Source organism: Paracoccus versutus (genome assembly GCF_000763885.1).
GTDB lineage: Bacteria > Pseudomonadota > Alphaproteobacteria > Rhodobacterales > Rhodobacteraceae > Paracoccus > Paracoccus versutus.
Genome location: NZ_JRKO01000062.1, coordinates 1 through 25,445 on the forward strand (window position 1 = coordinate 1; position 25,445 = coordinate 25,445).

The following is a 25,445-nucleotide window of genomic DNA, read 5'->3' on the forward strand; positions in this document are numbered from 1 at the left end:
GCGCGAAGGGATCATGGTGGAAATCATCGTCCTCACCGGGATGCGGGGATGGGCCGGCGCGCAGCAACAAGCGCCCCGGCCCATCCCCGCATCCCGGTGAGGACGATGATTTCCACCATGATCCCTTCGCGCGGCCTGATCGAGGAAGCCTTTCCGGGCTTCGCCGTCTCGGCGCTGGTCGCGGCCACGGCGCAGTTCCTGTCGGATCATTACGGCGCCCCCGCCATGCTGATGGCGCTGCTTTTGGGCCTGGCGCTGAACTTCCTGGCCGAGGAGGGCACCCGCACCGCCCCCGGCATCGCCTTTACCGCGCGCACCGTGCTGCGGCTGGGGGTGGCGCTTCTGGGCGCGCGCATCTCGGCCGGCATGCTGGCGGCGCTGGGGCCGGGCGCCATCGCGCTGGTGGCGGCGGGCGTGGTGCTGACCATCCTGTTCGCCCTTGCCGCCAGCCGGCTGGTCGGCCGCGGCTGGCGCTTTGCGCTGCTGACCGGCGGCTCGGTGGCGATCTGCGGCGCCTCGGCGGCCATGGCCATCGCCGCCGTCCTGCCCCGGCACGAGAAATCCGAACGCGACCTGGTCTTCACCGTGCTCTCCGTCACCGTGCTTTCGACCGTGGCCATGGTGCTCTACCCGATGCTGGCCGGGCTTTTCGGCTTCACCGCCCGCGATTCCGGCGTCTTCCTGGGCGGCACCATCCATGACGTGGCCCAGGTGGTCGGCGCCGGCTTCTCGATCGGCCCCGAGGCGGGCGAGACCGCGACCCTGGTCAAGCTGATCCGCGTCGCCATGCTGGCGCCGGTGGTGCTGTGCTTTTCCCTGGCGATCCGGGCGCGCGGGCTTTCGGACCGCCGGGGCGGCAAGGCGCCGCCGCTGCTGCCGGGCTTCGTCATCGGCTTTCTCGCGCTCGCCACGCTCAACAGCCTGGGGCTGGTGCCGCCGGCGGTCTCGGACTTCGCCGGGCAGCTGTCCCGCTGGGCATTGCTGATCGCCATCGCCGCCGTCGGCATCAAGACCTCGCTCGGCAAGATGCTCGAGGTCGGCGCCGGCGCCATCGGGCTGATCGTGGCCGAGACCGTGTTCCTGGGCGTCTTCGTCGTCGCCGGCCTGCATTTCCTGGGGTAAGAGATGAAACCGCTCGAGCGCATCCACCAGACCGCCAAGGCGCTGGACCGCCACATCATCCTGTCCGAGGGCGACGACCCGCGCGTGGCCGAGGCCGCCCGCCGGCTGCTGGCCGAGGGGCTGGCGCGCGTCACCCTGATGGGCGGGCCCGAGATCCCCGGCGCCCGCCGCATCGACCCGGCCGGCGCGCCCGACCTGGCGGAACTGGCCGACCATTGGCACCGCATGCGCGCGGCCAGGGGCATGACCGGCGAACGCGCGCTGGCCGAGATGCGCGACCCGATCCGCCAGGCGGCGATGCGGGTGCGGCTGGGCCAGGCCGACGGCACGCTGGGCGGCGCCGTCGCCACCACCGCCGACACCGTCCGCGCCGCATTGCAGGTCATCGGCCGGGCCCCCGATGCCGGCATCGTGTCGAGCTTTTTCCTGATGCTGTCCTGCGGGCCGGGCGCGCCGATCAAGGGCGGCATGATCTTTGCCGATTGCGGGCTGGTGATCCAGCCCGACGCGCATGAGCTCGCCGCCATCGCGCTTTCGGCCGCCGAAAGCTGCCGCCGGCTGCTGGCCGAGGAGCCGCGGGTGGCGCTGCTGTCCTTCTCGACCGCGGGCTCGGCCGACCACCCGAGCCTCGGGCGGCTGCGCGAGGCGCTGGCGCTGATCCGCGCCGCGGCCCCGGATCTCGAGGTGGATGGCGAGATGCAGTTCGACGCCGCGCTGGACGAGGCGATCCGGGCGAGGAAGGCGCCGGCCAGCCGGCTGTCGGGACGGCCGAACGTCTTCGTCTTTCCCGACCTCGCCGCGGGCAATATCGGCTACAAGATCGCCGAGCGCCTGGGCGGCCTCACCGCCATCGGGCCCATCCTGCAGGGACTGGCAAAACCCGCAAACGACCTCTCGCGAGGATGCTCCGTCAAAGACATCGTCGACGCAGCAGCCGTAACCGCCGTCCAGACAGCAGAGCCCGGGCCGGTCGCCGCGTCCTAGCGGCGGCCCGACCCGCTGCGTTCAGCGCCCGGCTGGCGCGGCATAGACGGCCGACCAGAAGCGGGTCCGGCCATCCGCGCCGGTGGCGTGGCCGATGCCGAACTGCCGGACCTGCGGGATCAGGATATTGGCCAGATGCCCGCTGGAGCTGTTCCATTCCCCCAACACCTGGTCGGCGCCGTAGGGGCCGGCGGCGATGTTCTCGGCGGTGATGCGCGGCGCATATCCCAGCGCCTTGAGCCGTTGCGCCGGGCCGCTGCTGCGGCTGCCGGCATGGCTCATCCGGCCGCGCTGCGCCATGTCGCAGGCATGGGCGGCCGCGGCCTGCGACAGCAGGGCATTGGCCTGGACCGCGGGCAGCCCGGCCTGGCTGCGGGCGCGGTTGGTGGCGCTGAGGCCGGACCGGACGACCTGCGGGCTGGGGGCGCTGCATTCGACCAGGCCCGGCGCCGAGACCTGCACGTCATAGGCCTTGTCCGGCCCGGCGCTTGGCGGCGCGGTGCAGGCGGCCAGCAGCAGGCAGGCCGCAACCGCCGTGCATGCGGGGTGGGGGATTTCGTGCGGCATCGTGTTTTCCTCCTGATGCGATGGAAGAACGCCTGCGGCACGACTGGAAAAACCTGAACGAAAGCACGATGGAAATGCGGGTCGCAGCGCCCTGGGGCTGTGCCGGCGATCGTCGGACACGTCATGCGTGTAAAACGACGCAGAAGGGGACATGGTTCCTGATCCGCTGCGGCGCTGGAACAAAGCCGCTTGCGGGCGCTTCACCTGGTCCTCGCGGAATTCTCGTGCAAATCCCAGGGAGAGACGACCGATGAGCCGCCCGATCAGGCGTGAGGCGGCCGGCCCAGCCTCCGATACAGCCCCCGATGCAGGCCGGCCATGGGGGTGCTGGTGACGGGGGCGACGGGGCTGATCGGGCAAAGCGTCTGCACCCGGCTGGTCGCCGACGGCCATGTCGTCCTGGGCACCACCCGCAGCGCCGCGCCGGTGGCGCCCGGCGCGGTCTCGGGCTGGATCCGGGTGGATTTCCGCCAGGCGCGCGAGCCCGAAACCTGGCTGCCGCATCTTCGCGAGATCGACGCGGTGGTGAACTGCGTCGGCGTGCTGCAGGACAATGCGCGCGAGGATACCGCCGCCGCCCATGCCACCGGGGCCGAGGCGCTGTTTCGCGCCTGCGCGGCGGCGGGGGTGCGGCGGGTCGTGCATTTCTCGGCCATCGGGTGGATCGGCGGCAGGCCTCGGCCTATTCGGCCAGCAAGCTCAAGGGCGACAGGGCGCTGATGGCGCTGGACCCGGACTGGGTGATCCTGCGGCCCTTGGTGGTGCTGGGCGGGCCGGTCTTTGGCGCCAGCGCGCTGATCCGCGGCCTGGCGGCCCTGCCCGTGCTGCCGGTGATGCCCGAGACCGGCCCCCTGCCGGGGGCGGCGCTGGAGGATGTGGCCGAAACCGTGGCGTTCTTCGTCCCGCCCGACCGGCCGGCACGGCTGGCGCTGGAACTGGCCGGGCCAGAGCGACTGTCCTTTGCCCAGGTGGGGGCGCTGCATCGCGCCTGGCTGGGCTGGCGCCCGGCGCGGCCGCTGGCGCTGCCTGGCTGGGCGGCGGGCCTGCTTTACCGGGCGGGCGACCTGGCGGGCAGGCTGGGCCGGCGCCCGCCGCTGCGCAGCACCGCGCGGGCCGAGATCCGCCACGGCGCCGTCGGCGACCCGGCGCCCTGGACCCAGCTGACCGGCATCCGGCCCCGCAGCCTGGAGGAGACCTTGCGCGCGCGCCCGGCCGCGGTGCGGGAGCGCTGGTTCGCCCGGCTTTATCCCATCAAGCCGGTGCTGTTCGTGGTGCTGGTGCTGTTCTGGACGCTGACCGCGATCATCTCGCTGACCACGGATTTCGAGAACGGGCTGGAACTGATTGCATCGGGCGCTGGCCGGGCCGGGGGTGGTCGCGGGCGCGCTGGCCTGGCACCTGGGCTATGGGCTGGGCGAGCATCGGATCGTGCTGTCGCTGCTGCTTTATCTGCTGACCGGCGCCTTCTGGCTGTCGGTGGTCTGGATGCAGATGCAGATGCAGATGCGCGACCTGGCCGTCGCGGTGCTGCACCGGGGGGGGGCGCTGCCGCCGCGCTGTTTTCGGCTGTTCCGGGCCTGGTTCGCCTTCGGCTTTCCGGCCTTTGCCGCCGTGCCGGGCATCTTCTGGCTGATGATCGCGCGGCCGGCGCAGATCTGGTGGGGCCCCGCCTCAGGGCTGCGGCCGGCCCCTGCCGCCGGCGGCCGGCCCGGCAAAGACCGTCCGGCAGGCCTGCACAAAGGCGTGGACCGCCGGATGCCGGGCGCCGGACCGCTGCCAGATCACCCCGGTATGCCGCGCCTCGCCGGCGGGCAGCAGGGTCTTGCGCAGCCGCAGCCCATCCGGCCAGGGCGGTGCCCAGTCGGGGACGATGGCCACGCCCAGGCCCCGGTCCACCAGCGCGGCGATGGCGTCCAGCGCGTCCAGCTCCAGCCATTCCTGCACCTTCAGCCCGTGGTCGCGGATGTATTTGTCCACGATCTGCCCGCCCCATTGGTTGCGGTCGTAGCGGATGAAGCGCGACCGCTCGATCAGCACATGCGGGTCGAGCGGCGGCGCGGATTGCGAGGCGATGAAGACCAGCGGCTCGTCGCGGATGGTCAGCCAGTCGGTGGATTTCGGGATGGCGAATTGCGGCCTGACGATGATCGCCGCGTCCAGCTGTCCCTCGACCACGCGATGGTAGAGATCGACCGACGAGCCGGGCTGGACGAAATATTCGATCGAGGGATAGTCGGCGCTGAGCCGGGTGATGATGGCCGGCAGCAATCCGGTCAGCGAGGTCGCGGTCGCGCCCAGCCGCAACTGCCCCGCCGGCACCCCGTTCGCCGCCAGCGCCTGAAGATCGCGCGCGCCCTGCACCAGCGCGCGGGCGTGATCCAGGATCGCCAGCCCCTCGGCCGTGGGCTGCACCGTGCGCCCCGAGCGCAGGACCAGCTTGTGCCCCAGCTCCTGCTCCAGCGCGTGCAGGCGCTGGGTCAGGGCCGCCGGCGTGCGGTTGAGCCGCCGGGCCGCCTCGGCGATCGAGCCGCAATCGGCGATGGCGATGAAGGTTTCCAGAAAGCGCAGGTCCATGGGGCCGATCCTCATCTGCCGGGCCGCCGGTCATTATGGCGGGACGGCCTGCCCCTTGCCAGCGGGTTTTCTTTTTCCGGCCATTACGAAAACGGGGTCTGAGGGCCAGGTTCCGTTTCTTGCCCGCGCAGCGGCCGGCAGCAAGACTGGCGGCGGAAAACCGGGGACGACGCATGCCGATCGAATTGCTGAAATACGGGTTGAGACGGGGCCACCGGCCCTATCGCGACATTCCCTCCACGCCCGAGCTGCGCAGAAGCTACGATGTCGTCATCATCGGCGGCGGCGGCCACGGGCTGGCGGCGGCCTATTACCTGTCGCATTACCACGGCATCTCGAACATCGCCGTGCTGGAAAAGGGCTATCTGGCCGGCGGCAACACGGCGCGCAACACGACGACGGTGCGCTCGAACTACCTGACGCTGCCCTCGATCGAGTTCTATCGCGAAGGCGTCTCGCTGTTCGAGACCATGTCGCAGGAGCTGGGCTTCAACGTCATGTTCTCGCAGCGCGGCCAGCTGACGCTGGCCCATTCCGACGCGGCCATGCGCAGCTTTCGCCTGCGGGCCGAGATGGGCAAGCATGCCGGCATCCGCGCCGAGGTCGTGGATGCCCAGACCGTGCAGGAGCTGTGCCCGCATGTGAACATGGATTTCGGCGGCCAGCACGAGGTCCTGGGCGGGCTGTGGCACGCCGACGGCGGCACCGCGCGCCACGATGCCGTCGCCTGGGGCTATGCCAAGCGCGCCGCCGAGCGCGGGGTCGAGATCCACCAGCGCACCGAGGTCACGGGCTTCGGCATCGCCGGTGGCCGTGTGACCGAGATACGGACCAACCGCGGCACCGTCCTGGCCGGGCAGGTCTTGCAGGCGGCGGGCGGGATGAACGGGCGCATCGCCGAAATGGCCGGCATCCGGCTGCCGATCCGCTGCTTTCCCCTGCAGGCCATGGTCACGCAGCCGCTCAAGCCGTTCCTCGACATCCTGCTGTCCTCGTCGAACCTGCATACCTATCTGGTGCAGTCCTCGCGCGGGGAGATCGTGATCGGCGGCGGGACCGACCCCTACCAGCTGGCCTCGACCCGCTCCAGCCTGCCGCAGAAAGAGGCGCTGGCCACCGGCGCGCTGCAGCTGATGCCCTTCCTGCACAACGTCAAGCTTTTGCGGCAATGGGCGGGGATCACCGACATCACCCCGGATTTCAGCCCGATCATGGGCGCCTCGCCCCTGCAGAACTATTGGCTGGACGCGGGCTGGGGCACCTGGGGGTTCAAGGCGACCGCGGTGGCGGGCAAGCGCATGGCCGAAACCATCGCGACCGGGCGGGTGCCCGACATCCTGATGCCCTTTGCGCTGGAGCGTTTTGCGCGATTCGAGCTTCTGAACGAAATGGGCGCCACGGCGGCCGGGCATTGAGGTGCTGCGATGAAGATCATGACCTGCCCGGTGAACGGGCCCCGCAATATTTCCGAATTCCAATGGCTCGGCCCCGTCCATGCCGAGGACGAGGCCCGCGACGAAACCCTGGTCGAGCGGCTTTTCCTGGCGCCGAACCCGATGGGCGTGCTGCGCGAATGGTGGCGCCACACCCCCTCGAACACGGTGTTCATCGCCGAACGCAACCTGATCTCGGATGAAATCCTGCGCACCTGGCTGAAGGGTTCGGACGCAGACAAACCCACGAGCGCCGCATGAGCAACAGACTTGGCCACGGCTGGGGCAGCCGCATCGACCGCAACGCCGCCATCGGCTTCACCTTCGAGGGGCGGCCCGTCTCTGCCCATCCCGGCGACACCATCGCCAGCGCGCTGGCCGCGAAGGGCGAATGGATCCTGTCGCGGTCCTTCAAGTATCACCGCCCGCGCGGCATCCTGACCATGGCCGGGCAGGACGCCAATACCCTGGTGCAGATCGGCGACGAGGCCAATGTCCGCGCCGACCTGCGCCAGGTGGCCGAGGGCATGGCGGTCACGCCGCTGAACGTCAGCGGCAGCCTGCGCCGGGATCGCGGCCGCATCATCGACCACCTGGGCCGCTTCCTGCCGGTGGGTTTCTATTACCGCACCTTCTTCGGGCCGCGCAGGAACAGCTGGCTGAAGCTGTGGGAGCCGATCATCCGCGCCTCGGCCGGGCTGGGCACCGTCAGCCTGGACCCGGCGCCGCGCCGCTATCTCAAGGAAACCCGGCATTGCGACGTGCTGGTGGTGGGGGCGGGGCCGGCCGGCCTTGCCGCCGCCATCGCCGCCGCCGAGGCGGGCGCCGACGTGATCCTGGCCGAGAAGGAGCCGGAACTGGGCGGCGCGCTGACCTATGCCCGCTTCGGCGTCGAAACCGCCGATGCGGCCCGCCACCTGGACGCGCTGCGCCGGCAGGCGGCGGCGGCCGGGATCGCGGTCCTGTCCGGCGCGACCTGCAACGGGCATTTCGCCGACAACTGGCTGCCGGTGCTGCAAGGCGACCGCCTGATCCGCATCCGCGCGGCCGAGCTGGTGCTGGCCACCGGCGCGCACGAGCAGCCGCTGATCTTTCGCAACAACGACCTGCCCGGCGTCATGCTGTCCTCGGCCGCGCAGCGCCTGATGCGGCATTACGGCGTGCGTCCGGGCCGGCGGGCGGTGGTCTATGCCGGCGACCGCGACGGCTATCTGGCGGCCCTGGACCTGGACGATGCCGGCGTCAGGATCGCCGCGGTGATCGACCCCGAGGCCGAGGACCGCGACGGCCTTGCCCCGGAGCTGGCGCGGCGCGGGGTGCCGGTCATGCGTGGCTGCACCATCCGGCAGGCCCGCGGCGGCCTGCACCTGAAGGCGGTCGAGGTCCAGGACCGCCAGGGCGGCCGAACCCGGCTGGACTGCGACCTGCTGGTCATGGCCGGCGGCTATACGCCGGGCTACCAGCTTGCGCTTCATGCCGGGGCGCGGCTGTCCTCGGACGACGGCGGCACGCGTTTCTCGATCACCGGGGTGCCGGATCATGTCCACCTTGCCGGGGCGGCGGCGGGCCTGTCCGACCTGGCGGCGGTGATCGAAAGCGGCCGGATCGCCGGGCTGCGCGCCGCGGCCGGGCTGGGCCTGGCGCCCGCGCAGGAACTGCCGGCGCCGGTGCAGGCCGGCTGGCGCCGCGCCGCGCCCTCGCCGGCCCATCCCAAGGGCCGCGACTTCGTCGATTTCGACGAGGATCTCCAGGTCAAGGACATCGAGAACGCCATCGCCGACGGCTATCGCGAACTGGAGCTGGTGAAGCGCTATTCCACCGTCGGCATGGGGCCGTCGCAGGGGCGGCATTCGGCGCTGGCCACGGCGCGCATCGTCGCCCGCAAGACCGCGCGCAGCCTGGCCGAGGTCGGCATCACCACCGCGCGCCCGCCCTTCGGCCCGGAAAGGCTGGGCCTTCTGGCCGATACCACGCCCGAACGCCACCGCCGCACGCCGCTGCACGCCGCCCATCTGGCGGCCGGGGCCCGGATGACGCCGGTGGGCGCCTGGTGGCGGCCCCTGGTCTATCCCGGCGCCGACGCGCCCGAGGATGCGATCCGGCGCGAGATCCGCATGGTGCGCGAGGCGGCGGGGATGCTGGACGTCTCGACCCTGGGCAAGCTGGAGATCCGCGGGCCGGATGCGGGGGCCTTCCTGGACCGCATCTATACCATGGCCCATGCCGGGCAGCCGGTGGGCCGGGTGCGCTATTGCCTGGCCCTGAACGAGATGGGCTCGATCCTGGACGACGGCGTGGCCTTCCGCCTGTCGGACGAGCATTTCTACGTGACGGCGACCACCGGCGCGGTCGATCGGCTTTTCGCCGAGATGATGCTGCAAAAGACCATCATGGGCGCCAGGGTCGACATCCAGAACGTGACCGCGGCCTTCGGCGCCATGAACCTGACCGGCCCCAGGGCCCGCGAGGTGCTGGAGCGCCTGCCCGGCAGCATCGACTTCGGCCGCGCGGGCTTTGCCTTCCTGGACGGGCGCGAGGGCGAACTGGCGGGTTGTCCGGTCCGGGTCATGCGCATCGGCTTCACCGGCGAGCTGAGCTACGAGATCCACCTGCCGCAATCCCATGCCGCCGGGCTTTGGGCGGCGCTGCTCGAGGCGGGGGCGGACCTGGGGCTGCGACCCTATGGGCTCGAGGCGTCGCGCATCCTGCGGCTGGAAAAGGGCCATATCATCATCGGGCAGGACACCGATGCGCTGTCCACGCCGGACGAGCTGGGCATGGGCTGGGCGCTGTCGCGCAAGAAGCCCTTCTACATCGGCAAGCCCGCGGTCGAGCGCCGCCGCGCCCTGGGCGACAAGCGCCGGCTTTGCGGCTTTGCCCTGCCGGACGAGGGGAATGCGGCCGGGGTGGGCGAATCCGCGCTGGTGCTTCAGGACGGCAAGCCTGTCGGCCATGTCACCTCCTTCGGGTATTCGCCGACGCTGGGGCAATGGATCGGGCTGGCCCATGTCGCCCCCGACCAGGCCGAGCCGGGGTCGCGGATCACCCTGCGCGGCTTTGCCGGCGCCGAGGTCGAGGCGCCCGTCGTCGCGCTGCCCTTCCATGACAAAGACAACGCACGACAGGAGATGTGAGATGACCGCGCTTGCCGCACCGGCCCGGATATGGCCGCTTGCCGACCGGCTGCCGCTGCTGGACGCCTGGCCCGAGGACGGCCGGGACTGGATGCTCAACCTGTCCGCGCTGCCGCGTTTCGGGCTGCGCGGGCCCGGCACGGCCGCCTGGCTGTCCGGCCGCGGCTGCCCGCTGCCCGACACCATCCACCGCACGGCCGAGGCCCCCGGCATGACCGTTGTCCGGCTGGGCGGCGACGAGGTCATCCTGCTGGCCGATCCCCTCGCCGGACCAACGGGGCTGGCCGCGTTGCGGCAGGACTGGCAGCAGGCCGCCGGCCCCAAGGGCTTCGACGCCTGGCGCGAGGAGACCTGGTGCTGGCTGGCCCTGACCGGGCCGGGCCTGGCCGATGCCCTGCCGCTGCTGACCGCGGTCGATACCCGGCCGCATGTTTTCGGTCCCGGCGCCGTGGTCCAGACCCGCGCCCTGCACATGGATGCGGTGCTGGTCCGCAACGACCGCAACGGCCAGCCCGGCCTGGACATGCTGTTCGACGTGGCCTCGTCGGACTATGCGGCGGATTTCGTCGCCGACGTGCTGGCGGGATTCCAGATGGGCCGCCTGGCGGGCTGATCGCCCGGCCCCCTTTGGCGAACATGAAGACGCCCGCCCGATCTGCCGGATCGGGCGGGCGTTCGGGTTCTAGCCGGCGCTACAGCACCTGGTCCAGGAAGTCGCGGGTGCGCGCGTCCTTGGCCTGGGTAAAGAACTCGGCCGGGGGCCCGTGTTCCACGATCACGCCGCGGTCGGTGAAATAGATGTGGTCGGCGACCTCGCGCGCAAAGCCCATCTCATGCGTGACCAGGATGCAGGTCATGCCCTCGGCGGCCAGATCCTTGATGGTGACGAGGACTTCCTTGACCGTCTCGGGGTCCAGCGCCGCCGTCACCTCGTCGAACAGCATCACGTCGGGCCGCATCGCCAGCGAGCGGGCGATGGCGACGCGCTGCTGCTGGCCGCCCGACAATTCGCCCGGATAGTGGTTCTCCTTGCCCTCCAGCCGCACCTTCTTCAGCAGGGCGCGGGCGCGGGTCTCGACCTCGGCGGGCTTTTCCTTCAGCACCTTGACCGGCGCCATCATCACATTCTGCAGCGCGGTCTTGTGCGGGAACAGGTTGTATTGCTGAAAGACCATGCCGACCTTGCGCCGCAAGGCCAGCTTGTCCAGCCTGGGGTCGTGGACCTCTTGCCCCTCGACCTGGATCGAGCCGGCCTGGATGTCGTTCAGCGCATTGATGCAGCGGATCAGCGTCGACTTGCCCGATCCCGAGGGGCCGATGATGCAGATCACCTCGCCCTTCATCACGTCCATGCTGATGCCGCGAAGCACCTCGACCTGGCCATAGGATTTGTGGACGTCGCGCAGGCGGACGATGGGCTGGTCGGCGGTCCAGTTTGTCATGGGACACCCTTTCAGTTTTTGACCGCGAACCGACGTTCCAGCCGCAGGGTCAGGCGGGCGATCGGATAGCAGTATGCAAGGAACAGAAGCAGCGCGAAGCCGTAGAAGGGGATCAGGAGTTCGGGGCGGTTGCCCTCGGCCTCCATGGCCTGCCGGGTCAGGCTGATGATCTCGCCCACGCCCAGAAGCGAGCAGAGCGGCGTGGACATGGTCAGGATCGCGTACCAGTTCATCCAGGGCGGCAGCATCCGCTTGAAGCATTGCGGCAGGATGATCTGCCAGATGGTCTGGCGGCGGGTGAAGCCCAGCGACTCGGCCGCCTCCCATTGCGCGGTGGGCACGGACTGGACGGCGCCGCGGACCACCTCGGCGATGTTGGCCGATACCGGGATGGCCAGGCCGATCACCGTCTTGATCCAGCCGGGCAGGGGGATCGTCATGCCGAAGACCTTGATCTGGAAAGGAAAGGCCAGCAGCACGATGAACAGCAGCACGAGCCAGGGCACGTTGCGGAAGAAGGTGACATAGACCCGCGCGACGGCGCGCAACAGCCGCGCGCGCGAAATCAGCGCCAGCCCGGCAAAGGCGCCGACCGCCGTCCCGATCGCCATGGCAAGGACCGAGATCAGCACGTTGAACAGGAAGCCCTGCGTGAACAGGAAGGGCATCCAGCGCAGCAGCTTTTCCAGCGGCGTTTCGATGGCGGCGGCGGCGCCGGCCTGCGCCAGGACCATGGCGGGAAACAGCGCCGCCAGCGCCACGATCCAGCCGGCCGGGATCGCGGCCAGCCAGCGCGTCGCGAAGAACGCGTCATAGGCCGGGCCGCGCGGGGCAAAGGGCAGCAGGACCGGCAGCGCGCCCTTGGCCGTCGGGACGGGGGTTTTATACGCCATAGCCTGGAATCCTCAGCTTGCGTTCCCATTGGCCCATGCCCAGGGACAACAGCCCGACCAGCCCCAGGTAGCAGACCATCATCAGCAGCATGGTCGGGTTCTGGGCCGAGGGAAAATCGTTCCAGATGGAGACGGACTGGTAAAGCAGTTCGGGGACCGCGATGGCATAGGCCTGGTTGGTGGTCTTGACCAGGTTGATGAGATTGGCCGACAGCGCCGGCAGCGAGATCCGCAGGGTCAGCGGCAGCACCACGTTGGTATAGGCCTGAAGCCGCGTCATCCCCAGCGATTCCGCGGCCTCGCGGGTGGAATGGGGCACGGCCTCGATCCCGGCGCGGAAGATCTCGATGTTGAAGGCGCCGGCAAAGAAGGACAGCGCGATGATCGCCCAGCCGACGTTCGAGATGATCGGCACCTCGAGCCAGCCGTCGGGGCTGTAGCTGGGGGTGAACTGCCCCAGCGCGAAATAGAAGAACAGCAGCTGGATCAGCGGCGGCGTGTTGCGGAAGAACTGCACATAGCCCTGCACCGCGCTGCGCAGAAGGCGGCTTTTCGCCTCCTGCGCCCAGGCGCCGACGACGCCGATGACGACGGAAAACACCAGGCAGGCCAGGCTGAGCTTGATGGTCATCCACAGCCCGCCCAGAACCCGGTCCATCTGGACCGGATCGTAAAGCCAGATGAAGTTCCAGTGCGGAGAGGTGGCGGCCAGTTCCCGGAAGAAATCCTGCATGTCCGTCAGCATCGGCGCGCGGCCCCTACTGCGCCAGCGGATCGGCCATCCGCGCGTGCATGTCGGCCAGGAAGGGGCTGGCGGCGACGCCCCATTTCTTTTCCAGCTCGATCAGCGTGCCGTCGCGGTGCCAGGCGTATTGCAGGCCCGAGACGATCTGGCCAAGCGCGCAGCTTTCCTCGGACTTGGCGACGGCCAGGCCCCAGGGTGCGAAATCCTCGACCGGCAGCGAGATCTCGAAATCGTCCCAGCCGCCCGCGGCGTAATCGGCGCCGATGGTGGTGTCGTCATAGACGAAGGCCACGCATTTCTTGTCGCGCAGCGCCTGCTTGGCCTCGGCCGCGTTGCCGAAGGCGGCGATGGTGGCGCCGTATTCCTGTTCGATCTTCTGCAGGTAGAACGAGCCCTGCACGCCGCAGACCGGCTTGCCGCGCAATGCGTTCCAATCGGTCAAGCCCATCGCCTTGGGCGTCAGCGCCGCCGTGCCCGAGGCATAGTAGTTCGGCCCCTTGATCCCCACCATCGCCCGCCGGTCGGCGGTGTCGGTCATGGTGGCGATCATCAGGTCGATCTGGCCCTGCTGCAGGAACTGCATCCGGTTCGACGCGATCACCGGCACCAGCTCCAGCTTGACGCCCAGCGTGTCGGCGACCATCTGCGCCATGTCGATCTCCAGCCCGACGATGTTGCCGGCCGTGTCGCGATAGCCCCAGGGCTTGTAGTCGGCCTTGACCCCGGCGATCAGGGTGCCGCGATCCTGGATGCGCTTCAGCCCGGCATTGGTGCAGCTTTCGGCGGCGGCGGCCAGCGGCGCAAGCGCGACCGCGGACGCCAGAAGGGTGGCGAGGATGGTTTTCATCTATGGGACTCTCCTGTTGATTATGAGAGGACTAGCAAAGCCCTCCGACAGAGCGTGAGAGACGAAAACATTGCCCTGCTGCGGCAACATTATTTCCCCGGACAAAGGCGGGAAGGCCGCGCCATCATGCGCCGCGCCCCCTGCCGCGGTCGCGCGCCGCCGCGTGCTGGGCGGGCTTGCGGGCTGGGCGGCTGCCTGTGCCGCGCCCTCGGCCCTGCGCGCGGGGCCCGAAACCTGGACGATGGTCGGGATGGACGAGTTCGCGCCCTACAACTACCTGGACAGTGGCCGGTTCGTCGGCGCCGACATCGACATCCTGGGCGATGCCGCCCTGCGGCTGGGGATCGGGATGCGCTTCGTGCCCCTGCCCTGGCGCCGGGCGCTGCTGGCGCCGGGCATGGGCGAGGCGGACGGGCTGTTCCAGCTGGCGCCGACCCCCGAGCGGTTCCGCAACTGGCTGATGGTCGGGCCGTTGCGGACGACGCGGCTGGTCTTCGTCGTCATGGCGGATTCGCCCCTGCGCGACTTTGCCGGCCTGGGCGCGCTGGCCGGGTATTCGGTGGGCGTGGTCGACGGCTTTACCTATACCCCCGCCTTCGACGCCTCGACGCATTTCCTGCACGAAGGCTCGGTCGATGACGAGACCAGCCTGCGCAAGCTGCTGTTGCGCCGGGCCGACGTGGTGGTGGGCGGCGAGGCCAACCTGCGCCACGCCATGCGCAAGCTGGCGGTCGAGGACCGGGTCCGCGTCCTGCCCACCGCGCTGGACGTGCGCGGCCGCTATGTCGGCTTCCCCCGCAGCGATGCCGGGCGGGACAAGGCCGAGCGGCTGGGCGCCGTGCTGCGCCGGATGCATGCCGAGGGGCGGATCGCGGCGATCCTGCGCCACAGGCTGGGCGGGTGAGGCGCGGCATGGGCACGGGCAGCATCGCGCGCCGGATGGTGCTGGCCGGGGCGCTGGTCAGCATCGTCTCGGGGATCGGGCTGGGCGGGGCCAGCGCCGTCGCGGACCTGCGCCGCGGCATCGCGGTGGCGACGGGCAATGCCGAGCGGATCCTCTATTCCGCCGCGCCGCAGCTTGAGCGCGCCTATTGGGACGTGGACCTGACCACGGTCCAGGCCATCCTGGACCGGCTGGTCGATGCGCCGCTGATCCTGTCGCTGCGGATCGAGGACCTGCTGCTGTCGCCCGAGCAGCTGCGGGTGGCGCAGATCCCCCGCTTCCAGGTCCAGCGCCCTGCCGCCGCCCTGCCGGCCTGGCTGAAGGGCTGGATGCTGCCGCCCGAGCGCCTGACGCAGACCCGCTCGGTCGTCCTGCGGGCGCCCGACGGCGTGGCCGAGATCGCAAGGCTCGACGTCACCTTCTCGTTCGTGGGCTTTTACAACGACTTCACCCGGCAGGCGCTGCGCATCGTGCTGACCGCCGTCCTGCAGGCGCTGCTGCTGGCCGGGCTGCTGTTTTTGCTGGCAAGGCGCTACGTCATCTCGCCCCTGGGCGCGCTGAGCCGGGCGGCGCAGGGCCTGCGCGAGGGGCGGGGGTTCCGCCTGACCGGCCCGGCGGCCGGGCGGCTGCGTTCCCGCGACGACGAGATCGCGCGGCTGGCGCAGGATTTCACCCGCACGGTCGCGCAGATGGAACGCTATCGCGACCACCTGCGCGACGAGGTCGAGCAGCGCACCGCCGAGCTGGTGGTGGCGCGCAACGACGCGCTGGCGGCGTCGCGGGCGAAATCGGCCTTCCTGGCCAATATGAGCCATGAGCTGCGAACGCCCCTGAACGCGATCACCGGCCTTTCGGAACTGCTGCTGGCCGACCGGCTGCCCGCCGCCTCGCGCCGCCAGGTCGCCGACATGCAAGGCGCGGCAAGGCAGCTTCTGGGCAGCATCGACAGCGTGCTGGACCTGTCCAAGCTCGAAGGCGGGCACATGGTCTTCGAGCGCCGGCCCTTTGCGGTGGACGCGGTCTTCGACGAGGTGATCGCCCAGACCCGCGCGCTGATCGGGTCGCGCCCGCTGCGGCTCGAGGGCGACATCGCCGCCGACGTGCCGGCGACGATCCTGGGCGACCGGCAGAAGCTGACGCAGATCCTGCTGAACCTGACCAGCAATGCCGTCAAGTTCACCGCCCAGGGCCGGATCGCGCTGCGGGTCTTTCGCCGGGGCGATCGGCTGCGGTTCTCGGTCTTCGACAGCGGCAACGGCATCGCCGAACAGGACCAGGCGGCCATCTTCGATCCCTTCACCCAGGCCGATGCGACGATCTCGCGCGAGGTGTCGGGCACGGGCCTGGGCCTGGCCATCGCCCGGCAGATGGCCCAGGGCATGCAGGGCCGCCTGGCGCTGCGCAGCAGGCCGGGGGTGGGCAGCCTCTTCGTGCTGGAGCTGCCGCTGGACCCCGGTCCGCCGGCCGCCGATCCGCCGCCGGTCTTGCCGCGCCCGCTGCTGGACGTCCCCGACCCGGCCCTGCGCCGCCGCATCGGCCGGATGCTGGATCGCGCGCGGATGACGGGCACGCCGGAGGGCGCCGTGCTGCGGCTTGCCGACGGCGGGCTGACCCTGGCCGGGGCGGCCCTGCCGCAGCCCCTGACCCATCGCGAGCTGCGCCTGGCCGCGGATCGCCCGCCCGCCGGTCCCGCCCCCTCGCCGGCGTTGCGGGCAAGGCGCGTCCTGGTGGTCGAGGATCGCAAGATCAACCGCGACGTGATGGAGGAGCTGTTGCGGCGCTCTGGCGTCAGGGTCGCCTCGGCGCCGGGCGGGCGTGTGGCGCTGGCGGCGCTGGGCCATCCGCTGCCCGATGCGATCATCACCGACCTGCACATGCCGGAAATGGACGGCATCGCCCTGATGGGCGCATTGCGGGCGCGGGGGCTGGCGATCCCGGTCATCGCCTCGAGCGCCGACGTGTCCACCCAGACGCGGCTGGCCTGCCGCGATGCCGGTTTCGCGGCCTTCCTGCCCAAGCCCGTGACCGGCGCCGCCCTGGCCGGGACGCTGGCCTCGGTGCTCGAGGATGCCCTGCCGGTGCTGGATCACGCCGCGCTGGACCGCAACACCGGCGGCGACCGGCAGCTTGCGGCGCGATGGCGGGCGCGGATCCCCGAGGAGATCGAGGAATGGCGCGGCCTGCTGGCGGGCGGGATGCCGCTGGCCGAGGCGCTGCATGCGATCAGGGGCGCGGCGCTGCAACTGGGCGCGGCCGAGGTCTGCCATGCGGTGCAGGAAGACCCGGTGGACATGGACCGCATCGCCGCGGCCCTGGACCGGTTGGGCGAGGCCGCGACCCGGCCCGAGGAGACGCGCGAGCCGTCGCCCGGTTAGCCGCGCCCCGATCAGCCCTGGAAATCGGCCAGGCTGCGGCGGATGCCGGCCAGCAGCGCCTCGGCCCGCTCCAGCCGGTCGGCGCGGCGCTGGAGCAGGTTTTCCAGCGCCATGTTCGACCGGCGCAGGTCCAGCTGCACCCTGATCCGCGCCAGCAGCACCGCCGGGGCAAAGGGCCGGGCGACATAGTCGCAGGCGCCGACCGAAAAGCCCTCGGTCTCGTCCTCGGGCGCGTCCAGGCTGGTCAGGAACATCACCGGCACCTTGGCCAGGCGCGGCATCGCCTTGAGCCGGCGGCACAGCGCATAGCCGTCCATTCCCGACATCCGCACGTCCAGCATGATCAGGTCGGCCTCGCCGCCCGCCAGCAGCCAGTCCAGCGCGTCCTCGGCGCGGGTATGGGCGACGACCTGATAGCGGCCGTGCAGCACGTCGTGCAGCCTGCGGATATTGGCCGGCATGTCGTCCACGATCAGGATGCGCTCCTGGTCGGATTCCATCGGCAGCTCGGGCGGTTCCTCGTCGTTTTCGTCGCCGCGGATCGCGACCGAGGCCAGGGCGATGTTTTCCAGGTTGCCCGACACGGTTTCGAAATAGCGCGCGCCCCAGTCGCGCAGCACGGTGCTGTTGGCGCTGCGCTCGAAAAGCGACAGGCCCAGATGGGCCTCGAGCGCGCGGATCTGGCGGCTGACCGCCTCGCGCGTGACGTTCAGTTCGCGCGCCGCGTCGGAAAAGCTGCCCAGCCGGGCGGCCGCCTCGAAGGCGACGAGGCTGGTCAGCGGCGGCAGGTTTCGCTTGAGGTTTTCCATGGCGTTGCAGATTGCGCGGGCGCGGGCGGCGGCGCAAGGCCCCCGCCCACCGTCCCGTCCCGCCTGCGCCGCGCGGGGGGCGTGCCGAAATGCCGGGCAAAGCAGCGCGAGAAATGCTGCACGGTGGCAAAGCCGGTCAGCTGGGCGATCTCGGCCAGCGGCAGGGCGGAATGGCGCAGCAGCTCGTCGGCCTTTTCCAGCCGCAGGTTGCGATAGAAATCCGAGATGCTCATGCCGAAATGATCGGCAAAGCGGCGCTGCAGCTGCCGGGTGCTGCAACCGGACAGGCCGGCCAGCTGCGCCGCGGACAGCGGATCGGCGATATGCGTCGTCATCAGCCGCACCGCCGCCTCGAGCCGGGGGTGGTGCAGGTTGTAGCGCCGGGCGGGATCAAGCTGCTGCGGCTCGGAGGCGGTGCGCATCCGGGAATGGATGAACCAGTCGCTGACCTCATGCGCGAATGCGGCGCCGTGCTGGCTGGCGATCATCGCGCACATCATGTCGAAGGCGGCGACGCCGCCGGCGCAGGTGTAGCGGTCGCGGTCGATGACATAAAGCGCGCGCTCGATCAGCAGGCCGGGCGCGAGTTCCTGCAATTCCTCGATATGCAGCCAATGGACGGTGAAGCGCCGCCCCTCCATCAGCCCATGCCGCGCCAGCACCGCCGCGCCGCCGGAAATCCCGCCCAGCCGGACCCCGCGGCGGTCAAGGTTGCGCAGGCCGTGGATCAGCGCCGGATCGTCATGCAGCATCGGGTTGCCGCCGGCGACGACGAACAGCAGGTCCAGGTCGGCCGCCGCCTCGCGCAGGGCGGCGCAGTTGAAGCCGCCGCCGACCGATGAGGCGACGAACCCGCTTTCGGCGGCAAGGAAATCCAGCCGGTAAAGCGGGCGCGGGCCCAGCTGGTTGGCCGCCCGCAGCGGCTCGATCGCCGAGGCCAGCGACATCATCGCATAGCCGGGCAAGAGCAGGAAACCGATGGAGGCGGGCGGGGTCATGCGCCACCGCATAGCAGCCCTGGCGCATATGGGCAAGAACATGGCCGCCTTGGATAAAGACTGGCGGCGGGAAAGCCGTAATCTGGCGGCGAAACGTCAATACGGGGTCGAAGGTGCGCTTTTCAGCACTCAGGGTATTTGCCGAGGCGATAAGGGGTCACAAGGGCTGGAAGCCCCTGTGGCGCAATCCCGATCCGCAGCCGGCCTATGACTATGTCATCGTCGGCGGCGGCGGGCATGGGCTGGCGACGGCCTATTACCTGGCCAACACCTTCCGGCAGTCGCGCATCGCGGTGCTGGAAAAGGGCTGGCTGGGGTCGGGCAATATCGGCCGCAACACCACCATCATCCGCTCGAACTACCTGCTGCCGGGCAACGAGCCCTTCTACGAGTTCTCGATGAAGCTGTGGGAGGGGCTGGAGCAGGCGTTCAACTTCAACGCCATGGTCAGCCAGCGCGGCATCCTGAACCTGTTCCACAGCGACGGCCAGCGCGACGCCTATCGCCGGCGCGGCAATGCCATGCTGCTGGCCGGCGCCGATGCGGAACTGCTGGACCGCGAGCAGGTGCGGGCTATGGCGCCCTTCCTGAATTTCGACAACGCCCGCTTTCCCATCAAGGGCGGGCTGCTGCAGCGCCGGGCCGGCACCGCGCGCCACGACGGCGTGGCCTGGGGCTATGCCCGCGGCGCCGACATGGCCGGGGTCGACCTGATCCAGAACTGCGAAGTCACCGGCTTTCGCATCGAAGGCGGCCGCATCCGCGGGGTTGAGACCTCGCGCGGCCCTATCGCCGCGGGCAAGGTGGGGGTGGCGGTGGCGGGCTCGTCCAGCCGGGTGATGGCGGCGGCGGGGCTGCGCCTGCCCATCGAAAGCCATGTCCTGCAGGCTTTCGTGTCCGAGGGGCTCAAGCCCACCATTCCGGGGGTCATCACCTTCGGCGCCGGGCATTTCTACGTCAGCCAGTCCGACAAGGGCGGGCTGGTCTTTGGCGGCGATCCCGACGGCTACAACTCCTATGCGCAGCGCGGCAACCTGCCGGTGGTCGAGGACGTCGCCGAAAGCGGCATGGCGCTGATGCCGATGATCGGGCGGGCGCGGCTGCTGCGGATCTGGGGCGGGATCATGGACATGTCGATGGACGGCAGCCCGATCATCGACCGCACCCCCGTCGAGGGGCTCTATCTGAATGCGGGCTGGTGCTATGGCGGCTTCAAGGCGACGCCGGCCAGCGGCTATGCCTTTGCGCATCTCATGGCCACCGACACCCCGCACGACACCGCCCGCTTCTATCGGCTGGACCGTTTCGCGCGCGGCCATGTCATCGACGAAAAGGGCGTGGGCCCCACGCCGAACCTGCACTGAGGTCATGTGATGCTGATCCCCCATCCCCTGCTTGGCCCCCGCGACGCGCAGGAGTTCACCTATCTGGGCGATGCCCGCCTGATCGCGCGGCCCGACGGCATGGCCGAGGGCGCCGAGGCGGCCTTTGCCGAATACGTCTATCTGCGCGACAACCCGGCCGGGGTGCATCGCGAGCTGTGGTTCCACGAACAGGGCGACCGCTCGTGGCTGATCGTGACCCGCGATACGGTGACGCATCGCATCCTGGGCGCCGAACTGGCCCGCGACGTCAAGCTGAAAGGCGGTGCGGCATGACCCGGCTGTCCGGTGGGCTGGTCGACCGCTCGCGCAGCCTGAGCTTTACCTTCGACGGGCGCCGCTATTCCGGCCATCCCGGCGATACGCTGGCCTCGGCGCTCTTGGCCAACGGGGTGCGGCTGATGGGGCGCAGCTTCAAGTATCACCGCCCGCGCGGCCCCATCTCGGCCGGATCCGAGGAACCGAACGCGCTGGTCGAGCTGCGCGACGGCGCCCGGCAAGAGCCCAATACCCGCGCCACCGTGGCCGAGCTTTACGACGGGCTTCGGGCGCGCAGCCAGAACCGCGTCGGCTCGTTGCGTTTCGACCTGATGGCGGTGAACGACCGGCTGTCGCCCTTTTTCGCGGCGGGCTTCTATTACAAGACCTTCATGTGGCCGCGCGCCTTCTGGGAAAAGCTCTACGAGCCCGCGATCCGCCGGGCGGCGGGGCTGGGCCGGCTGTCGATGCAGCCCGACCCCGACGAATACGACAAGGGCTTCCTGCATTGCGACCTGCTGGTGATCGGCGCCGGGGCCGCGGGGTTGGCGGCGGCGCTGACCGCGGCGCGCGCGGGGGTCCGGGTCATCCTGGCGGACGAGGATTTCCGCCTGGGCGGCCGGCTTCTGGCCGAGACGCATCCGCTGGACGGCGCGCCCGCCCCCGAATGGGTGGCCGGGGTCGAGGCGGAGCTGGCCAGCCTGCCGAACCTGCGCATCATGCGCCGCACCACCGTCTTCGGGGCATTCGACCACGGCGTCCACGGTGCGGTCGAAAGGCTGGCCGACCACCTGCCGCAACCGCAGGGCGGGCCGCGCCAGGTGCTTTGGCGCATCACCGCCAGGCGGACGATCCTGGCGGCGGGCGCGACCGAGCGCCATATCCCCTTTGCCAACAACGACCGCCCCGGCATCATGCTGGCGGGTGCGATGCGGGCCTATGCCAACCGCTGGGCGGTCAGTCCGGCCGAGCGGGTGGCCGTCTTTACCAACAACGACGACGGCCATCGCACCGCGCTCGACCTGGCGGCCAAGGGGGTCGGCATCGCCGGCGTCATCGACAGCCGCGCGGATGCGGTGGCGGTGGGGGATTATCCGCTGTTCGCCGGCGCCGTCATCGGCGACACCAGGGGCCGGCTGGGCCTGACCCGGATCGAGGTTCGCCAGCATGGCCGCAGCCAATGGCTGGATTGCGGGGCGCTGGGCGTGGCGGGCGGGTGGAACCCGAACCTGCACCTGGCCTCGCATCACCGCGGCCGGCCGGTCTGGAGCGACGCGCTGCACGCCTTTGTCCCCGGCAAGGACGGCCCGGCCGGCCTGATCGCGGCCGGCGCGGCCGAGGGCCGGGGCAGCACCGCGCAGGCCCTGCGCTCGGGCGCCGAGGCCGCGCGCCGCGCCCTGGCCGAGCTGGACGTGAATGCCCCGCTGCCCGACCTGCCGCAGGCCGAGGACCAGGCGCAGAACCTGCACCCGCTTTGGCATGTGCCGGGCAAGGGCCGGGCCTGGGTCGATTTCCAGAACGACGTGACGGTCAAGGACATCGCGCTGGCGCATCAGGAAAACATGCGCCCGGTCGAGCATCTGAAGCGCTGGACCACGCTGGGGATGGCGACCGACCAGGGCAAGACGGCGAATGTCACCGCGCTTGCGGTCATGTCGGAACTGACCGGCAAGCCGATCGCGCAGACCGGCACCACGATCTTCCGCCCGCCCTATACGCCGGTCTCGCTGTCGGTGCTGGGCGGCGGCGACAGCGGCGCGCATTTCCGCCCCCGCCGCCTGACGCCGACCCATGCCTGGGCGCAATCCCAGGGCGCGGTCTTCGTCGAGGTCGGGCCCTGGATGCGGGCGCAATACTTCCCCCGCGCGGGCGAGACGCATTGGCGCCAGACCGTGGACCGCGAGGTTCTGGCCACCCGCAAGGGCGTCGGCATCTGCGACGTGACCACGCTGGGCAAGGTGGACGTGCAGGGCGCGGACGCGGGCGCGTTCCTGGACCGGCTCTATTGCAACGCCATGGCCAGCCTCAGGGTCGGGATGACCCGCTATGGGCTGATGCTGCGCGAGGACGGCGTGGCCTGGGACGACGGCACCTGCGCCCGGCTGGCCGCGGACCATTACGTCGTGACCACCACCACCGCGCAGGCCGGCCCGGTCTATCGCCACATGGAGTTCGCCCGGCAATGCCTGTGGCCCGAGCTGGACGTGCAGCTGATCTCGACCACCGACGCCTGGGCGCAGCTTTCCGTCGCCGGCCCGAACGCGCGCCGGCTGCTGGAGCGGATCGTGGACGGGTTCGACCTGTCGAACGAGGCGTTTCCCTTCATGGCCTGCGCCGGGCTGACCGTCTGCGGCGGGCTTCGGGCGCGGCTCTTCCGCATCAGCTTCTCGGGCGAGCTGGCCTATGAGATCGCGGTGCCGGCGCGCTATGGCGATGCGCTGATGGCAAGGCTGGTCGAGGCGGGCGCCGACCTGGGCGCCACCCCCTATGGCACCGAGGCGCTGGGGGTGCTGCGCATCGAAAAGGGCCATGCCGCCGGCAACGAGCTGAACGGCCAGACCAGCGCGCAGATGCTGGGCATGGGCCGGATGGTGTCGGCGAAAAAGGATGGCATCGGCGCGGTCATGTCGCGGCGCGAGGGGATGCTGGCCGAGACCCGCGTGCTGGTCGGCTTGCAGCCGGTCGATCCGGCGCAGCCGGTGGTCCCCGGCTCGCACCTGTTCCGCCAGGGTGATGCGCAGGACACCTGGACCGATCAGGGCTGGATCAGCTCGGCCTGCCATTCGCCGCATCTGGGCCATGCCATCGGCCTGGGCTTTCTGGAAAACGGCGCTGCCCGCATGGGCGAGGTGATCGTCGCCGCCAACCCGTTGCAGGGGCAGAGCGTGCCTTTGCGCGTCGTTTCGCCCCATTTCATCGACCCCGAAGGAGGGCGCCTGCGTGACTGACCTGACCCCGATCACCGCGCTTGGCGCCGCCACGCCCGCCGACCAGCGTTTCGGCGCGCTGCGCATCACCGAGAATGCCGGCCTTGCCCTGGCGTCGCTGGCGCTGCGCCGGGGCGCCGCCCAGCCCGCGCCGCTGGGGCTGGCCCTGCCCGGACCGGGGCGATGGGCCGAGGGGCAGGGCATCGCCGCCTTCTGGACCGGCCCCGGCCAGTGGATGGTCGAGGCCCCCGGCCGCGCCGCCGAAGATTTCGCGGCCGTGCTGGCCGCCGGGATGCCGGGCTGCTCGGTCACGGACCAGACCGACGGCTGGGCGGCGTTCGAGATCGTCTCGGACCGGGGCGAGGCGCCGATCCGGGCGCTGCTGGAAAGGCTGGCCAATATCGACCCCGACGGCTTCGGCCCCGGCAGCGCCACCCGGACCCTGGCGCATCACATGGGCGTCTTCCTGATCCGCCGCGCCCCCGACCGGCTGGCGGTGCTGGGAATGCGCAGCATGGCCGGGTCGCTGTGGCATGCGCTGGCCGCCACCCTGCGGCGGCAGGGGGCGGCCGCGGCGCCGGACGACGGTTTTCCTATCGTCTGATTCTACAAAAGCCAGTTTTTACCATCGACCCAAAGGCAATAGGCTGCCCGCAACATCAAACCCCCGCTGCGGGAAAGGGAAAACCACCATGTCGATCCAAAGCAAATTCAGCAAGTTGGGCACCGATAACGCCCCCGGACAAGAGGTCAGGCAAGGCACGGCGGGCGCCGAGGGCTTCCTGCGGGGGGACAAGCTCTCGGGCCGCCCGGTCGATTTCTCGCATGGCGACGTGGATGCGCATGAGCCGACGCCCGGCGCCTTCGAGGCGTTTTCGGCCGGCGTCGCCCTGGGCGGGGCACAGGCCTATACCGAATATCGCGGCGACCTGGGCATCCGCGAGGTGGTGGGCGCGCGGCTGGCCGGCTTTACCGGCGCGCCCGTCGATGCGCGGGACGGGCTGATCATCACCCCCGGCACGCAGGGCGCGCTGTTCCTGGCCGTGGCCGCGACGGTTTCGCGGGGCGACAAGGTCGCCATCGTCCAGCCCGACTATTTCGCCAACCGCAAGCTGGTCGAGTTTTTCGAGGGCGAGATGCTTCCCGTCCGGCTGGCCTATCGCGAGGCTGCGGCGGGGCAGGCGGGCCTGGACCTGGAGGGCCTGGAGGTGGCATTCCGCGCCGGGGCAAGGCTGTTTCTGTTCTCGAACCCGAACAACCCCGCCGGCGTGGTCTATTCGCAGGACGAGATCGCCCGGATCGCGGCGCTGGCGGCGCAATACGGCGCGACCGTGATCGTGGACCAGCTGTATTCGCGGCTGCTCTACCCCTCGGCCTCCTATACGCATCTGCGCGCCATGGACATCGACGCGGAAAACGTCGTGACCATCATGGGCCCGTCCAAGACCGAATCGCTCAGCGGCTATCGGCTGGGGGTCGCCTTCGGCTCGACCCAGGTCATCGCCCGCATGGAAAAGCTGCAAGCCATCGTGTCCCTGCGTGCGGCCGGCTATTCGCAGGCGGTGCTGCGGACCTGGTTCGCCGAGCCCGAGGGCTGGATGGCCGAGCGCATCGCCCGCCACCAGGCGATCCGCGACGACCTGCTGGCGCTGTTCGGCGGCATCGAGGGATGTTTCGTCCGCGCGCCGCAGGCCGGCAGCTACCTGTTTCCCAGCCTGCCCGCGCTGGCCATTGGCCACGCGGATTTCGTCAAGGCGCTGCGGTTGCAGGCGGGTGTCATCGTCACCCCCGGCACCGAGTTCGGCCCGCATTCCGGCGACAGCATCCGGCTGAACTTCTCGCAGGACCATGCGGCGGCGACGGCCGCGGTCGAGCGCCTGGCGGCGCTGGTCGAACGGTATCGCGCATGAGCGCGGCTCCCGGACAGGGCAACCCGCTGCCGCAGGGCGATTACGTCGCGGCAACGCGGCACGGATCGCTGATCTTCACCGCCGGGATGACCCCGCGCGCGA

22 protein-coding genes and 1 pseudogene are annotated in these 25,445 nt (G+C 70.4%); 15 read left to right on the plus strand and 8 right to left on the minus strand.

The genetic code is table 11. From position 1 onward, the window contains the following. Positions 1-105 precede the first annotated feature (105 nt). Positions 106-1,122 carry a YeiH family protein gene (locus IT40_RS21820; protein ID WP_036759684.1) on the plus strand — a complete coding sequence of 339 codons (1,017 nt, stop codon included), beginning with the start codon at positions 106-108 and terminating at the stop codon, positions 1,120-1,122. A 3-nt stretch (positions 1,123-1,125) separates the two neighbouring features. After that, a complete protein-coding gene (locus IT40_RS21825; protein ID WP_036759686.1) occupies positions 1,126-2,106 on the plus strand; it encodes a phosphate acetyltransferase in 981 nt (326 codons plus the stop codon). A gap of 21 nt (positions 2,107-2,127) precedes the next feature. On the opposite strand, the gene IT40_RS21830 is transcribed toward IT40_RS21825, so the two are convergent. Then, positions 2,128-2,673, minus strand: coding sequence for a CAP domain-containing protein (locus IT40_RS21830; protein ID WP_084197373.1), 546 nt, complete (start codon positions 2,671-2,673; stop codon positions 2,128-2,130). A 318-nt stretch (positions 2,674-2,991) separates the two neighbouring features. Here IT40_RS21830 and IT40_RS26990 point away from each other — a divergent pair, with 318 nt between their 5' ends. Together IT40_RS26990 and IT40_RS30965 are read left to right on the plus strand one after the other, a co-directional pair. Then, positions 2,992-3,393, plus strand: coding sequence for an NAD-dependent epimerase/dehydratase family protein (locus IT40_RS26990; RefSeq protein WP_052096225.1), 402 nt, complete (start codon positions 2,992-2,994; stop codon positions 3,391-3,393). Positions 3,394-4,101: 708 nt separating this feature from the next. Further along, positions 4,102-4,260, plus strand: a pseudogene (locus IT40_RS30965) (DUF2269 family protein); the annotation flags it as partial. Between the two features lie 84 nt (positions 4,261-4,344). On the opposite strand, the gene IT40_RS21840 reads toward IT40_RS30965, so the two are convergent. After that, positions 4,345-5,247 carry a LysR family transcriptional regulator gene (locus IT40_RS21840; protein WP_036759713.1) on the minus strand — a complete coding sequence of 301 codons (903 nt, stop codon included), beginning with the start codon at positions 5,245-5,247 and terminating at the stop codon, positions 4,345-4,347. A gap of 173 nt (positions 5,248-5,420) precedes the next feature. On the opposite strand from IT40_RS21840, the gene IT40_RS21845 reads away from it, so the two are divergent. The 4 genes from IT40_RS21845 to IT40_RS21860 are packed head-to-tail and all read left to right on the plus strand — an operon-like array spanning position 5,421 to position 10,427. Then, a complete protein-coding gene (locus IT40_RS21845) occupies positions 5,421-6,662 on the plus strand; it encodes an FAD-dependent oxidoreductase (protein ID WP_036759687.1) in 1,242 nt (413 codons plus the stop codon). A gap of 9 nt (positions 6,663-6,671) precedes the next feature. Then, positions 6,672-6,941, plus strand: coding sequence for a sarcosine oxidase subunit delta (locus tag IT40_RS21850; protein WP_036759689.1), 270 nt, complete (start codon positions 6,672-6,674; stop codon positions 6,939-6,941). After that, complete coding sequence (locus IT40_RS30580; protein WP_036759690.1) at positions 6,938-9,814, plus strand: 2Fe-2S iron-sulfur cluster-binding protein; 2,877 nt, start codon at positions 6,938-6,940, stop codon at positions 9,812-9,814. Before IT40_RS21850 ends, IT40_RS30580 begins: the two co-directional genes overlap by 4 nt. Position 9,815: 1 nt before the next feature. Next, positions 9,816-10,427: a hypothetical protein gene (locus IT40_RS21860; RefSeq protein ID WP_036759692.1), complete on the plus strand. Its 612-nt coding sequence runs from the start codon at positions 9,816-9,818 to the stop codon at positions 10,425-10,427. Positions 10,428-10,506: 79 nt separating this feature from the next. Here IT40_RS21860 and IT40_RS21865 read toward each other — a convergent pair whose 3' ends face one another. Genes IT40_RS21865 through IT40_RS21880 form a run of 4 tightly spaced genes read right to left on the minus strand, consistent with a single transcriptional unit; the run spans position 10,507 to position 13,741 of the window. Beyond that, the gene (locus IT40_RS21865) at positions 10,507-11,256 is read right to left on the minus strand and encodes an amino acid ABC transporter ATP-binding protein (protein WP_036759693.1); all 750 of its coding nucleotides are present in this window, start codon (positions 11,254-11,256) and stop codon (positions 10,507-10,509) included. Between the two features lie 11 nt (positions 11,257-11,267). After that, positions 11,268-12,149, minus strand: coding sequence for an amino acid ABC transporter permease (locus IT40_RS21870; RefSeq protein ID WP_036759694.1), 882 nt, complete (start codon positions 12,147-12,149; stop codon positions 11,268-11,270). Beyond that, on the minus strand, positions 12,139-12,894 hold the full coding sequence (locus IT40_RS21875; RefSeq protein WP_036759696.1) for an amino acid ABC transporter permease: 756 nt from the start codon (positions 12,892-12,894) through the stop codon (positions 12,139-12,141). Before IT40_RS21875 ends, IT40_RS21870 begins: the two co-directional genes overlap by 11 nt. A 13-nt stretch (positions 12,895-12,907) precedes the next feature. Then, positions 12,908-13,741 (minus strand): transporter substrate-binding domain-containing protein, encoded by an 834-nt coding sequence (locus tag IT40_RS21880; RefSeq protein WP_036759698.1) that lies wholly within the window; start codon positions 13,739-13,741, stop codon positions 12,908-12,910. 250 nt (positions 13,742-13,991) lie between these two features. Here IT40_RS21880 and IT40_RS21885 point away from each other — a divergent pair, with 250 nt between their 5' ends. Both IT40_RS21885 and IT40_RS21890 read left to right on the plus strand, forming a co-directional pair. After that, entirely contained in the window at positions 13,992-14,645 is a 654-nt protein-coding gene (locus tag IT40_RS21885) for a substrate-binding periplasmic protein (protein WP_166436145.1), read from the plus strand. An 8-nt stretch (positions 14,646-14,653) separates the two neighbouring features. Beyond that, the gene (locus IT40_RS21890) at positions 14,654-17,059 is read left to right on the plus strand and encodes an ATP-binding protein (protein ID WP_036759701.1); all 2,406 of its coding nucleotides are present in this window, start codon (positions 14,654-14,656) and stop codon (positions 17,057-17,059) included. An 11-nt stretch (positions 17,060-17,070) separates the two neighbouring features. Here IT40_RS21890 and IT40_RS30585 read toward each other — a convergent pair whose 3' ends face one another. Next, on the minus strand, positions 17,071-17,868 hold the full coding sequence (locus IT40_RS30585) for a response regulator (RefSeq protein WP_052096227.1): 798 nt from the start codon (positions 17,866-17,868) through the stop codon (positions 17,071-17,073). Further along, entirely contained in the window at positions 17,835-18,866 is a 1,032-nt protein-coding gene (locus tag IT40_RS21900) for a GlxA family transcriptional regulator (protein WP_243700313.1), read from the minus strand. Before IT40_RS21900 ends, IT40_RS30585 begins: the two co-directional genes overlap by 34 nt. A 113-nt stretch (positions 18,867-18,979) precedes the next feature. Here IT40_RS21900 and IT40_RS21905 point away from each other — a divergent pair, with 113 nt between their 5' ends. The 5 genes from IT40_RS21905 to IT40_RS21925 all read left to right on the plus strand — a co-directional run bounded on the left by IT40_RS21905 (position 18,980) and on the right by IT40_RS21925 (position 25,343). After that, complete coding sequence (locus tag IT40_RS21905; RefSeq protein ID WP_036759703.1) at positions 18,980-20,230, plus strand: sarcosine oxidase subunit beta family protein; 1,251 nt, start codon at positions 18,980-18,982, stop codon at positions 20,228-20,230. A gap of 9 nt (positions 20,231-20,239) precedes the next feature. Beyond that, on the plus strand, positions 20,240-20,524 hold the full coding sequence (locus IT40_RS21910; protein ID WP_036759704.1) for a sarcosine oxidase subunit delta: 285 nt from the start codon (positions 20,240-20,242) through the stop codon (positions 20,522-20,524). After that, a complete protein-coding gene (locus IT40_RS21915) occupies positions 20,521-23,454 on the plus strand; it encodes a sarcosine oxidase subunit alpha family protein (protein WP_036759706.1) in 2,934 nt (977 codons plus the stop codon). Before IT40_RS21910 ends, IT40_RS21915 begins: the two co-directional genes overlap by 4 nt. Beyond that, a complete protein-coding gene (locus IT40_RS21920) occupies positions 23,447-24,037 on the plus strand; it encodes a sarcosine oxidase subunit gamma (protein WP_036759708.1) in 591 nt (196 codons plus the stop codon). The genes IT40_RS21915 and IT40_RS21920 overlap by 8 nt, the downstream gene beginning before the upstream one ends. A gap of 88 nt (positions 24,038-24,125) precedes the next feature. Further along, complete coding sequence (locus tag IT40_RS21925) at positions 24,126-25,343, plus strand: pyridoxal phosphate-dependent aminotransferase (RefSeq protein ID WP_036759709.1); 1,218 nt, start codon at positions 24,126-24,128, stop codon at positions 25,341-25,343. Positions 25,344-25,445 lie beyond the last annotated feature (102 nt).